This window comes from Rhizobium sp. C4 (assembly GCF_021026315.1).
Taxonomy (GTDB): Bacteria; Pseudomonadota; Alphaproteobacteria; order Rhizobiales; family Rhizobiaceae; genus Ensifer_A.
In genome coordinates, this window is the sequence record NZ_JAJNCX010000007.1 from 251908 (window position 1) to 264273 (window position 12366).

Annotated in this window: 7 protein-coding genes, 1 tRNA gene and 1 pseudogene; 3 read left to right on the top strand and 6 right to left on the bottom strand. The window is 58.1% G+C overall.

Annotation, left to right across the window (positions count from 1 at the left end; all coding sequences use genetic code 11):
* Positions 1 to 32 precede the first annotated feature (32 nt).
* Positions 33 to 2243, bottom strand: a complete 2211-nt coding sequence (locus LQK84_RS14690; RefSeq protein ID WP_230829467.1) for a hypothetical protein — start codon at positions 2241 to 2243, stop codon at positions 33 to 35.
* Positions 2244 to 2391: 148 nt separating this feature from the next.
* Positions 2392 to 3690: an adenylosuccinate synthase gene (locus LQK84_RS14695; RefSeq protein WP_230829468.1), complete on the bottom strand. Its 1299-nt coding sequence runs from the start codon at positions 3688 to 3690 to the stop codon at positions 2392 to 2394.
* Between the two features lie 192 nt (positions 3691 to 3882).
* On the opposite strand from LQK84_RS14695, the gene LQK84_RS14700 reads away from it, so the two are divergent.
* On the top strand, positions 3883 to 4785 hold the full coding sequence (locus LQK84_RS14700; RefSeq protein WP_230829469.1) for a DMT family transporter: 903 nt from the start codon (positions 3883 to 3885) through the stop codon (positions 4783 to 4785).
* Between the two features lie 78 nt (positions 4786 to 4863).
* Here LQK84_RS14700 and sciP read toward each other — a convergent pair whose 3' ends face one another.
* Positions 4864 to 5139, bottom strand: a complete 276-nt coding sequence (gene sciP / locus LQK84_RS14705; RefSeq protein ID WP_007769470.1) for a CtrA inhibitor SciP — start codon at positions 5137 to 5139, stop codon at positions 4864 to 4866.
* Between the two features lie 274 nt (positions 5140 to 5413).
* On the opposite strand from sciP, the gene mnmA reads away from it, so the two are divergent.
* Positions 5414 to 6616 carry a tRNA 2-thiouridine(34) synthase MnmA gene (gene mnmA, locus LQK84_RS14710; RefSeq protein WP_230829470.1) on the top strand — a complete coding sequence of 401 codons (1203 nt, stop codon included), beginning with the start codon at positions 5414 to 5416 and terminating at the stop codon, positions 6614 to 6616.
* Positions 6617 to 6809: 193 nt separating this feature from the next.
* Positions 6810 to 6886: transfer RNA gene (locus LQK84_RS14715), tRNA-Met, on the top strand.
* A 2930-nt stretch (positions 6887 to 9816) separates the two neighbouring features.
* Here LQK84_RS14715 and LQK84_RS14720 read toward each other — a convergent pair.
* The 3 genes and pseudogenes from LQK84_RS14720 to LQK84_RS14730 form a co-directional block, all read right to left on the bottom strand.
* On the bottom strand, positions 9817 to 10647 hold the full coding sequence (locus tag LQK84_RS14720; protein WP_230829471.1) for a tetratricopeptide repeat protein: 831 nt from the start codon (positions 10645 to 10647) through the stop codon (positions 9817 to 9819).
* 608 nt (positions 10648 to 11255) lie between these two features.
* Positions 11256 to 11993, bottom strand: coding sequence for a tyrosine-type recombinase/integrase (locus tag LQK84_RS14725; RefSeq protein ID WP_230829472.1), 738 nt, complete (start codon positions 11991 to 11993; stop codon positions 11256 to 11258).
* A gap of 249 nt (positions 11994 to 12242) precedes the next feature.
* Positions 12243 to 12366: pseudogene (locus LQK84_RS14730) on the bottom strand (IS630 family transposase); the annotation flags it as partial.

Sequence of the window (12366 nt, forward strand, 5' to 3'; positions counted from 1 at the left end):
TTCAGGTGCGCCGTGACGGCGAGCCGCTGGCCTTACTGGGCCGGCGGTGTCGCGGGAGCAGGGGCCGCGCCATCGCCGCTCGCCTGCCAGCTTGAGATGACCTCGTCGAACACGCGCTGTCCGTCCGGGCCCTTCTGCAAGGTCAGCAGCGCGCGGCGGCCGTTGGAATAGGTGACCGGTACATCCATCCAGTCGCGGGACTTCAGGAGGTTCAGGTTGGTCTTCACCGCATCCGCAAAGGCGTTCAGTGCGATCATGTGGAAATAGTCGGTGATCTTGGCGGGCACGGCGACCAGCGGATCGCCCTGTTCCTGTTCCTTGTCCTTCATCGAGATGCGCAGCACGCTTTCGATGCCGCGGCCTTCGAATTCCTTCGGAAGCGAGAAGGTCAGTTCGATGATGTGGCTGGCCGGCAGAGTCGGGTCGTTGTTCTTGCGCAGCGTGAAGATGGCCGACATCTTGCGGCCGGGGACGGAGATGTCGCCCTGGATCATCTTCCCCTTCTTGCCGTCCTGATCGTCCGGCTTGACCGACCATGTCACCGTGCCCTCAAGCGCGGTGGGGGACGCCTGGCCCAGACGCTCCTCATAGAGGAACATCTTCACGGGGGCTGACTGCTGGCTGCTTGCCGTATCGGTCTGCGTGGTTGCTGCCGGCGTCGTGGTTGCAGGCTGCTGCGCCGCAGGCGTCTGCGCGGGCGTCGGCTGAGCCGGCGGCTTTTCGTTCTGGTTGGCGACCGACTTGCCTTCGGCCTGTGCTGCGCTGGCGACCTGTTCTCCCGACGTGCCGCTATCCGTTTCCGACCCATCCGCCATCAGGCGCTGGGTGAATTTCTGCGGACCGGTGACGGCGGGCGTCGCTGCCGGCGCGGTCGTGCCGCCAGCCGGCTGGGTTGCCGTGGCGGGTGACTGCTGGCCGGTGGCCGGCTGCGACTTGCTGGCCGTCTGGCTGCTGGTCGAGGAGGTGCCGTTGACAAGGCCGAGGATGGAATCGCTGAAGCGCCAGCCCGCATAGCCGGCGCCGCCAAGAAGGATGAGTGCTGCGGCGATGCCGGCAATGAGCTTGCCGCGTCCTTCGCGCTCTTCCCGTGCCGGTGCTTCGCTGGCGATTTCGCGCGGCGGTTCCTGCTGGCCGATCGACATGCCGTCACGGCCGCGCGGCGGCTTGGCGGGTGTTGCTTCGGCGACGGGCTTGCCGGTCGAGCGTTCGCCGACAAAGGCTTCGAACGTGTCCCAGCTTGCCTCGCGGGCGGTTGAAGAGGGCATGGCCGACGGCATCGGCGGAACGGGCGCCGCCTCAACCTCGTCCCACCAGGACTTCTGCTCGTTCGCAGCCTTCGGCTTTTCGGTGCTGAAGGGATCGTCGCGTCTGGCGACCGGTTCCGGCGCCGTCTTCGGCGTGAAGATCTCCGCCGGCTCATGGAACGGATTGTCGGTGACGACCGGCGTCCACGGATCGGTTACGGGCTCGGCAGGGCGAGGGGCCGGCGTCGGGTCGAAGCCAAAGGCCGAGCCTGAACCAAAGGCGGTTTCGCGGCGCAAAGGTTCAACGGGAGGCTCCCACTCGAGGTCTACCGGACGCTGCGGCTCGCGCCTGCCCAGTGGCTCGTCAAAGCGGTCGCGCTGCCAGGACGTGTCGGTCTCGGCTGCCGGTGGCGGCATCGTGTCGTCTTCGACGACATCGGGAGCGTCTTCCGGCTCGTCGGCGGCCTGCTCGATCGGGGCTGGCTCGACATGAACGGGCTCGGCGTGGATCGGCGTCGGCGCGGGTTCGAATTTCGGTTCGGGCTTCGGCTCGTAAACGGGTACCGGCTTCGGCTCCACTCGCTCCACGACGGCGGGCGCCGGTTCGCGCTTCAGGAAGGCCGGCGGCTCCGGTGCCACGGGTTCGGGCGCGACATAGCGGGGGGCGGGCTCCGGTTCGGGCTCGTGAACCGGTTCCGGTACGGGCTCTGGCTCCGGCGGGGCAGGCGGTGGCGGAGCGACCTCTTCGACAAAGCTCGGCTCGGGTGCCGCCGCCTCGGCGGCTGGCGCACCGGAAAATTCACGCTCGATGGTGGCGATGGCTTCGTCCAGCTTCTCAAGCTGGCGTGCGATGACATCGTCCGCCGGGCGCGGCTTCATGTTGTCGAGCTGGCGCTGTACCGCCGAGCGGGCTCTGTCATAGACCCTGATACGCATTTCCGGCGTATTGTCCGACAGTCCATCAACCGCTCTGCGGATGACCGCAATGAAATCTGCCATATAAGGTTTCTCGCCTTTCTATCAGCAAGCTGCCTGCTTAACGCTTTTCAGCGCAGGTTCCAATCCTCATGCGCCAGTCGCCGTGTCCCGCCGCCAGTGCTGGCAATGTCTTTGGCGGCCCCTTTGAGGCCGCCCTTGTTTCCCGGTCTCAATCCTCGAAGGGATCGGTCACCAGGATGGTGTCGTCGCGTTCCGGGCTGGTGGAGAGCAGCGCGACCGGGGCGCCGATCAGTTCCTCGACCTGGCGCACATATTTGATCGCCTGTGCCGGAAGATCGGCCCATTTGCGAGCGCCGACGGTGGAGTCCTTCCAGCCTTCGAGCGTGATGTAGATCGGCTCGACGCGGGCTTGGTCGCCCTGGCTTGCCGGCAGGTGTTCCAGTTCCTTGCCGTCGAGCGTGTAGCCGACGCAGATCTTGATCTCGTCGAGACCGTCGAGAACGTCGAGCTTGGTGAGCGCGATGCCCGAAATGCCGTTGGTGGCGACCGACTGGCGCACCAGCGCTGCGTCGAACCAGCCGCAACGGCGCTTGCGGCCCGTCACCGTGCCGAATTCATGGCCGCGCTCGCCGAGGAACTGGCCGACTTCGTCGGTGAGTTCGGTCGGGAAGGGGCCTTCGCCGACGCGGGTCGTGTAGGCCTTGGTGATGCCGAGAATGTAGCCGAGTGCGCCCGGACCCATGCCCGAGCCGGCAGCGGCCTGACCGGCGACCGTGTTGGACGAGGTGACGAAGGGATAGGTGCCGTGGTCGATATCGAGCAGCGAGCCTTGCGCGCCTTCAAACAGGATGCGCGCGCCGCGGCGGCGCTCCTTGTCGAGATAGCTCCAGACCGTGTCCATGAAGGGCAGGACGCGATCGGCAATGTCCGTGAGTTCCTTCATGATCGTTTCATGCGCGATTTCCGGCACGCCGAAGCCGCGACGCAGTGCATTGTGATGCGTCAGAATGCGGTCGACCTTGCCGGAGAGCGATTCCGTGTTGGCGAGATCCATGACGCGGATGGCGCGGCGGCCGACCTTGTCTTCATAGGCCGGGCCGATGCCGCGGCGCGTGGTGCCGATCTTGGTGCCGGAATTGGAGGCGGCGTCTTCGCGCATCCCGTCCAGCTCGCGGTGGAGCGACAGGATCAGCGTGGCATTGTCGGCGATCTTGAGGTTTTCGGTCGTGACCTTGACGCCCTGCGCCTCCAGACGGCCGATTTCGGCGATCAGCGCATGAGGATCGACGACGACGCCATTGCCGATGACGGCCATCTTGCCCGGGCGCACGACGCCGGAGGGAAGCAGCGACAGCTTGTAGCTGACGCCATCGATGACGAGCGTATGCCCGGCATTATGGCCGCCCTGATAGCGTACGACCACATCGGCGCGCTCGGAAAGCCAGTCGACAATCTTGCCCTTGCCTTCATCGCCCCACTGCGACCCTACGACCACCACATTCGTCATCTTCACTCAATCCTATACTCTTACGCGAAGCGGAGCCCGCGTCTTGGCCAAACCCGCGCATCTATACTGTGTCAATCTCTTAAAATCGACCCCGAAATGATCAATCTATCAAGGCTTTTTGCGTGACAATGCGGCAAAGGCGCGGCTAAAACGCACATCTTTGGTAATCCCCGGCAAACAAAGCATGGAATCATGACCGATCTGAAGCCTGCGACGGGCAAGGCCTACCTCTTCCTGCTGGCAACTGCATTGATCTGGGGCGGCAACGCGGTTGCCGGCAAGATGGCTGTGGGCCATGCCAGCCCCTTCATGCTGACGCTGCTGCGCTGGATCATTGCGCTCTGCCTGATCCTTTCGGTTTCCATGCCGCAGATCCGCAAGGACTGGCCGATCATCCGCAGAAATGGGCTCTATCTGTTCCTCATGGGGGCGACCGGCTTTACCGGTTTCAACGTGCTGCTTTACAGCGCCCTTCACTATACCAGCGCGATCAATGCCGTGATCGAGCAGGCCGGCATGCCCTTCGTCATCTTCGTCGCCAATTTTCTCATCTTCCGCATGGCCGTGACGGGCGGGCAGGTGGTCGGCTTCATGCTGACGCTCTGCGGCATTGCGCTGACGGCGGCCAATGGCGATCTTCGCACGCTTCTCGGCCTTCAGCTCAATTTCGGCGACCTGCTGATGCTCTTTGCCGTTCTCGTCTACGCCGCCTACACCGTCGGCCTGCGCTTCAAGCCCGACCTGCACTGGAAAAGCATGATGGCGGCGACGGCGGCGGGCGCGATGATCGCGGCGGTTCCGCTGGCTATCTATGAATGGGCGAGCGGTGCGGCGCAGTTTCCGGATGCCTATGGCTGGGGCGTCGTCGCCTTCATCGCCATCTTCCCCTCGCTCTTCGCGCAGATCCTTTTCGTGCGCGGCGTGGAGATCATCGGTTCGAACCGGGCCGGGCTCTTCATCAATCTCGTGCCGATCTTCGGCATGCTGCTCTCGATCGGGCTGATCGGCGAGCCGCTGCATCCCTATCACATCATTTCGCTCGTTCTGGTTCTCGGCGGCATTGTGATTGCCGAGCGATACCGCCGGGCGGCCTGACGAAATATTTAGCGCAAACGAAAACCGCCGCAGCGCCAGAGCGTTGCGGCGGTTTCGTCTAGTCAAGGACGGGAACGGTCAGTGACGATATTGCTGGATGCGCGTCGTGCGCAGGCCGGCCAGACCATGATCATTGATCGAGGACTGCCAGGACAGGAATTCTTCCACGGTCAGGGTATAGCGTTCGCAAGCTTCTTCCAGGCTCAACAGGCCGCCGCGGACGGCAGCGACGACTTCCGCCTTGCGGCGAATGACCCAGCGCCGCGTATTGGCGGGCGGCAGGTCGGCAATCGTCAATGGGCTGCCATCGGGGCCGATGACATATTTTACCCGGGGTCGTATCAATTCGGTCATGGGACTCTCTACAAACACTACAAGACCAGATATCGCGACTTTAACGTCGGACTTTTAAAAATTGCCTAACCCCTTTGAAAGGCTTTGTTCAATTTTGGGTCAGGCCGCTGCCGGACGCGTATCTGTGATCAAATTAATCTGCAGATTGTTAAAAAAGACATGATGCGGAGGCCCAGAAAGATGGCCTCAAGCCTTTTTTCTTGGCACGAGCAAAACGCTTTCTATATAAAGCGCGTGAAAGACGCCCATTGGGGCGCAAATCTCGATTGGACAGATGAAGACCGTGAACAGCCTTGGTTTCGACAAGCGCCCGGAAGACACCCGCGTCGTCGTTGCGATGTCGGGCGGCGTCGATTCGTCCGTTGTCGCCGGCATATTGAAGCGCGAGGGCTATGACGTCTTCGGCATTACCTTGCAGCTCTACGATCATGGCGCCGCCGTGCATCGCGCCGGCTCCTGCTGCGCGGGCCAGGATATCGAGGATGCGCGCCGTGTATGCGAACGTTTAGGTATTGCGCACTATGTGCTTGATTACGAAGCGCGTTTCCGCGAAACGGTGATCAATCCCTTTGCCGAAAGCTATGTCGCCGGCGAAACCCCGATCCCCTGCGTTGCCTGCAACCAGACCGTCAAGTTTGCCGATCTCCTGAAGACCGCGAAGGAACTCGGAGCGGACGCGCTGGCGACCGGCCACTACATCCGCTCGGATGCCAACCCGCAGCCGGGCGCGCCGCATCGCCGCGCGCTCTACCGGCCGATCGATGCCGAGCGCGACCAGAGCTATTTCCTCTTCGCGACCACGCAGGAGCAGATCGATTATCTGCGCTTTCCGCTGGGTGGCATGACCAAGGCCGAAACGCGGGCGCTTGCCTCCGACATGGGCCTGATTGTCGCCGACAAGGCCGACAGCCAGGACATTTGTTTCGTGCCGCAGGGTAAATATTCCGACATCATCGCCAAGCTGAAGCCGGATGCCGCCTTGTCGGGCGATATCGTGCATCTCGACGGCCGGGTGCTCGGCAAGCATGACGGCATCGTCAACTACACGATCGGCCAGCGCAAGGGTCTGGGCGTCGCCACCGGCGAGCCGCTCTATGTCGTCTATCTCGACGCCCGCTCGCGCCGCGTCATCGTCGGCCCGAAGGAAGCGCTGGAAACGCATCGCATCTATCTGCGCGACGTGAACTGGCTGGGCGACCAGCCGCTGGAAGAGGCGGCCAAAGGTGGCTTTGCCTGCTTCGCCAAGGTGCGCTCCACCCGTCCGCCGCGCCCGGCCATGCTGGTTGCCGACGAGAACGGGATTCGTGTGGACCTTGAAGACGGCGAAGACGGGATCGCGCCCGGCCAGGCCTGCGCGCTCTATTCCGCGCCCGGCGCCGACGCCCGCGTCTATGGCGGCGGCTTCATCGCCCGCTCCGAACGCGCGGAAGCCGCAGAGACGCGCCTGAAAGCGCTTCTCGCCGCCGCTGCCGCCTGAGCGGTCGCGCGACAAAGCCCAACATTTTCATGTATTTGACCGAAGAATGGGGGATGTCTTTCACATCTCCCATTTTTTCCAGCATTCACGCTTGACACAAAAGCCCCGCCCGCCCTATAAGCCCGACACCTGAAGGCCAGACAGCGCTTCTCACCCGGAAGCGCTTTTTTAAATGGCCTTTTCAGCCAAGGTTGGCGGAGTAGCTCAGTAGGTTAGAGCAGAGGAATCATAATCCTTGTGTCGGGGGTTCGAATCCCTCCTCCGCTACCATTCAACTGCCTGAAATTTAAAGAAATTTTCGGTTGCGCTGATTTTCTTGGGCGTTGGTTTGCTCCTTGGTTCGCATTTGTACCGTCTTGGTACCGACTTCCTTCGTTAGGAAGTCGGCAAATGGATTCGTAAAATTGCGAATCCTTTGATGTTGCTGGCCATGCGAAATTCCTCCCCGGAGGCAGTCGATCCCGCTTCCCGCCCATGGCGGCACTATGTTGAAGCTCCTGCGGCTACCTTGAATCCGGTTCGGAATGCGCGAATTCCCACCGCCCGCGATATACGCGCCGCTATGCTGACGGCTCCGATACGCTCAATCTATATCCCGGCGAAAGTTCCCCTCAGCCTGCCTCACAACGATGCTCCGCTCCTGCAATATTAGCCACGCGTCTCTTATCGCCCGCCCGTGGCGACCGGTGAAAGCCGGAACAGCAGCAGCTTGCTCGGACTCGCACTGCGAATAATCCGGTTTGCCGGACCTTCATGCGAAGCGGGGTCTGGAAGGGCTCCGCTTTTCGTTTGACAGGGGCTATTCGCCTATTCACTAAGGCGAGGTAATCATCATGCAAGATGTGTTTTGTGTTCGAGGGTTTTTGATTGCCATTGCTGTCATCTGCCCAGCGATAGGAATGGGGTCTACTTTCGCCGAAGGCGCAAGCAACGACTTCTTTGAGGAACATGCAGGCACCGAACTTGTCACACGCGGGACAGCTTGTGTGACGGCCACGGGGGAGTGTCACAAGGATACCTCGCATTTTGTGATCAAAACCGTGGGAATTACTATGGATGGACTTGTAGACGGAAAGCCTGCATCTCCGCCGCTATCTCTCGTCAAGAACAGTGTGACGCGCTCACATGGAATGGAAACCTGGTTAGATCCCGTTGGCTCCGACGAGTTAAGAATACATTATCGAATTGCAGGCAATTCGGTAACTACAACTATATTTACAATATCAGGAACGAAATGTACCGCAAGACTGGTCGTTAAGGGCGTAACGTGGTCCGGCACATGCGAAGTTGTGCGAGGTGCGACAAGCTCCAGCCCAAGGGCGAACGATCCCAAGGCGTGCCAAGTAGTGAGATCTGCCATTGCCGATATGGAGCGCCTCAATCGGGAGAATGTAACGAGCGGAGCTACTCTTTACTCCGGCTGTAGAAATGCTTCTCGGATAAAGAAGATCGGGCGCAGCATCAAAGGTGCCGGTTGCCCATCCTTGATGAAAGAGGTCGATATAGCGCTGGAGAAGGCAGCAAATTGGTGCCAGAGGCCCGGACCTACTGGCGATGGAGGGGTCCGCGGTTAGATAAATACCCTTCGTTTGTAAGCCATTCTTCAACGATCCATGCGATAGCATCTTTGTGTTGAGGCGGTGGATTGATACCCACGCAGAAATCATCAACAGCCGAAATCACTTCCGGAGATAGCGTTATTGGTATTGGCCCCTGCGAAGGGAGCTCCGCACTTGCAGGCACTTCATGAGATTCTAACAAACCCTGTCGGCCTAGAGCTCGGGCCGAAGATAGAACTGCTTTGGTGGCCCTTTGGAAAGCCAGAGCCGCTTCTTCGTCGTCACCAATGGGTGGCCTGCAGCCATTGCGCGCAATGTAATGGCCGATCAAGTCCAAACTCTCTGGGGATACTGTTTCTTCAGATAAAAATAGAGACCAAGTTACTTCGTCAATTCCATGCGGCACGTGATTGCAAGCCTCGCAAACTTTCCATGCCCCCATCTTCCTTGTCCCGCAGAGAATGCAAATCGCTATTGTCATCTGGCCTACTCCTAGAGGACTTTTCTTATAGCAGACGCGGCACAAACGACTGCTAAAGCCCGATTCTCTCATCAACCTTCGCCATTTGTCTTCATCTTGCGTTTGGGCATTGGAAGGGGTTGGTTTAGTTGCACGATGAGGGACGGCGAGTGCCCAGCTAATTTTAACATAATTTTTAAGTATTAAAAGCTATTAGCAAGAGTTGCTCGCCGCAGCAGCATTCAAAATCGCCATTCGATAAGCATTGGCGACACGTTCGCCTCGCATACCTCTCTCGGCATGCCGGCCCAGCGACAGAACATCCCGGTAGTAAGTCCGCTTGGAAAATCATGCCGGAGAAGTAACCAGGATACATTGTAGAGTCCGAAATGCAGGGAATATTGAGTGGTGTTGACAAGGAATCGAGCCTAGCACCAGATCCACACGACCGCCGCAGAAAAAGCCTGCCGACCGCATTTCCGGACTCAAGGGGCGGGTATTCGGACGTATCGGACCTCAATTTGCAGGCGCGACTTTGTTTCCGTCCCCCAGCCGCTTTAGAGGCCGCTCTTCACGTTGAACTTCTGCAGGTCTCTTTTCCGGTCGAAGTCCTGAAATTCCGGATTCGGGCGCTCGCGAGCCACAGCTAACGACAGAGCCCGTGGTGCTGTCCCTACACTCCGTCGCCACTACCAGGCCGGTCAGCGGAGGGGGAGGCGCGGTCTTCACGTTACTCGCTTCGACTTTCCAACTACATATGTCGAGCGACCAGTTGATCCATGAACTTCTGTCCCCAGAGTTCAATTGCGGTTCAATTATGTAGTAGTCGTGTTTCTTTTTGCCCGTGACAGTCATAAGCAACCCACCGCTGGATAGTGTGGATTTCTTGAAATCCATAGAGGGCGTAAACGTTGTGGTACAGGAAATATCTATGTCTTTTCGGGTTTCTGTCTTGTTGGCGATTGCGACCAACAGGTCGCCCGTCAAGATAGTTACGCCGCCCCTCCTGACCACGCACATCCATACATCAATTTCAGAAGTGTCACCCCCCTGAACGATCTGCTTGCAGTGGTTTTCGGTTCCAATCTCGGGCCTAAGATCAGGTTCGAGTGCTCGGGCTGGCTGATTAAGAAGGCAAGAACATATTGCCGTCACTAAGGCGAGAACGGAAACATAGCATTTCATTTGCTGCATCCTTTCTTCATTCGCCCCTGGTCGGTCATCAATACCCTTTCGCGAGGATCCATCCATATATAAGGCATATAATTGACCAATTCTTCAATGCGAAGCTTTATTGTTTGATTCCTGATCGTCGACCAATAATAGGAATTTCGATTATAACCGTCCGGGCCTGTGTTAGTATGTATATTTATTACATTTCTATTGTAGTAAAAATTAGTGGCAACGCCCTCAGTCAACATATGCCATCTTTGAAAATAGTTCCCCGACCAGGCTTGTCCATTATATGAAGCCTTGAATGAAAGCCGATCTGACCTCAAATCTTTGCCCTTTTCAAACGTTCCGAAACAGACGCAAAAATGGCCAGGGGACACATTGTTCGTCGTGGAGATCCCGGAGAAGCACTGACTCGCCAGCCCTTCAAAGCTGCTGACTTCCATATTTCTCAATTTTTGTACTTCAGCTTGCTTTTGGCGCTCTGCAGAGAATATTGTCTCAAGCCGTTTGATTTGCAAAAAGGCTTCCGTCCCTTCGGAGGATTGAGGTGACAAGTTATGTACCTTGCGGAACACTTCTAGCGCCTCCTGATCCTTTGGACGAAGCGCAATTATCGACTTCCCTAAATAAAAAAGTCCAAGCGAGTTGTTCGGTTCTAGGCGAACTCCTTCACGGAATAGCATCTCTGCCGAATAAAAGTCCGAAGCGTCGAAGTAAGTTTTACCTTTCTCGAAATACGCAATTCCCGGTCCGTCCAGGGACTGAGCAGGTGCTAAACCCCACGCCCCTAGCAAGAAAAAAAACGTAGGAATACATAAGCGATAAGTCATGGCCATGCCTACGTAGCGATGAAGCAATACTCAGCGGGAGATGATACATGGTTCCACGTTTGGTTTCAATCGGCCAGTTACGAGCTTCGGCTTCGTGTTTACATCTGGATCTTAAGGCAAACGAACTTCGTACTCCGGCTATTTGGCAGAATACGTCAGCTATTAGCCTCTAGTTCTATTTGAGAGTCGTGCAGGAGCTGCCTTGAGCGAAATGGCGACTGACTTCTTTGCAAGCCTCAATTTGGACCCCACGGATATCCGTGACATTTCCCGGATCAAATCGCGCGTAGTTAGGCTGCATTAAAAGCTATTACGCTTTGGCCTTTGGCCGATTGAAACGTGTCAAAAATGTTTCCTTTGCGGATTTTGCTGCGTCGCCATTCTAACTAGATAGGTTGACAGACACGCCTCATCTAACAATGAACGACGGTGGAAAGCCAGTGGATAGGCGGCAGTTATGCCGCGCATTTTTACGAATGTGCTGAAACCGACGTTTTGATGGCTGGTGAGTTGATGATTTACAGTTGGTTTGGTGGCGGGTCCATTTTTTCGAGCGTTGGAAAGACTGTTCTGTGTATGTCGCTGGAAAAGATTTTTTTCGAATGCTAGCTAACTTATTCGGTAATGCGCACGCTCGCGACGATCTGGGTCGCCAAAGGTCGCGCGGCTTCCACGGCCGCCACGATCGCGTCGCACCAAGGTTCCATTGCAATTCTCTTGAGCAGAAGGCGTTGCGACTGACTGTACGCCGTTCGCGTGATCGCTGCCGCTCCATGCGACTCCGCCTCTTTGCCAACCCCTTCGTGATCAAGTACTGCTGAGACTGCATCTCCGCGAGTTGTCCAGTCTTCGACCAGTGTCGCAAACGTTCGTCTAACGTCGTGCGGCGACCAATCTGGCACCGAGACACCCGCGAGAGTCATTAGGTCAGGCGATCCGGCCGCGCGGCTCTTCTGGTCGCCACCACGTAGCCGCTCCAACAGCTTATTGATGGCCGATGCATGCAAATGTATCTGGCTTCCATCACGGGCGCGGCGCGCGGCGGGAAATAGCCATTCTGAGTCGCTCGAGGTCATTAGCAGGGGACGCAAAACGGCCATTGCAGAGGGGGGAATCGGCAGCACGTGTTCGCGTTTCCCCTTCATGGCTGTGCGAGGTCGGTATAGGATGCCCCATCCGTTGCCAGCCCGTACATCATCGATAAATTCGCCCCGCTGGACCGACACGACAGCCTCGCGGCGATGCGCAGTGAAAATCAGAAGCCAGAGCGAGGCCAGCGTTGCCTCACTCACCTCGGACTGGATCTTTCGGCCCGGAAGGCGGCGCGCAGTCTCGGCAAGAGCGATTGTCATCGCAAGGTCTTCAAGAGTAGGATTTCGGGACCTCTTCTTCTCGACATGGAGCGCTGCTACGTCACGCCACCACCTGCCAGTTCTGACGAGGCCAGCGTCGGCTGAGTGGAACTTGCGTGCCCAACTCAGCGCAGCCTTCATATATGCTAGGCCCTTTCGGCTGGCTGAGCCACCATGGAGTCTTGTGATGTCATTCCGGTAGGTTTCAAGCGCTCGTTCGTCGAGCTCTCTCACTAGATCGGAATCCGATCATGTTGCATCGTATCCAGCGGCGGCGAAATAGTTCTGGCATTCGTTTGGCGTGAAGAGTTTGAGGACGCGCCCAATTGTGTTCCAGAGGCCACTGATGGAGCGCTCGGCAGCCTTGCGCAAG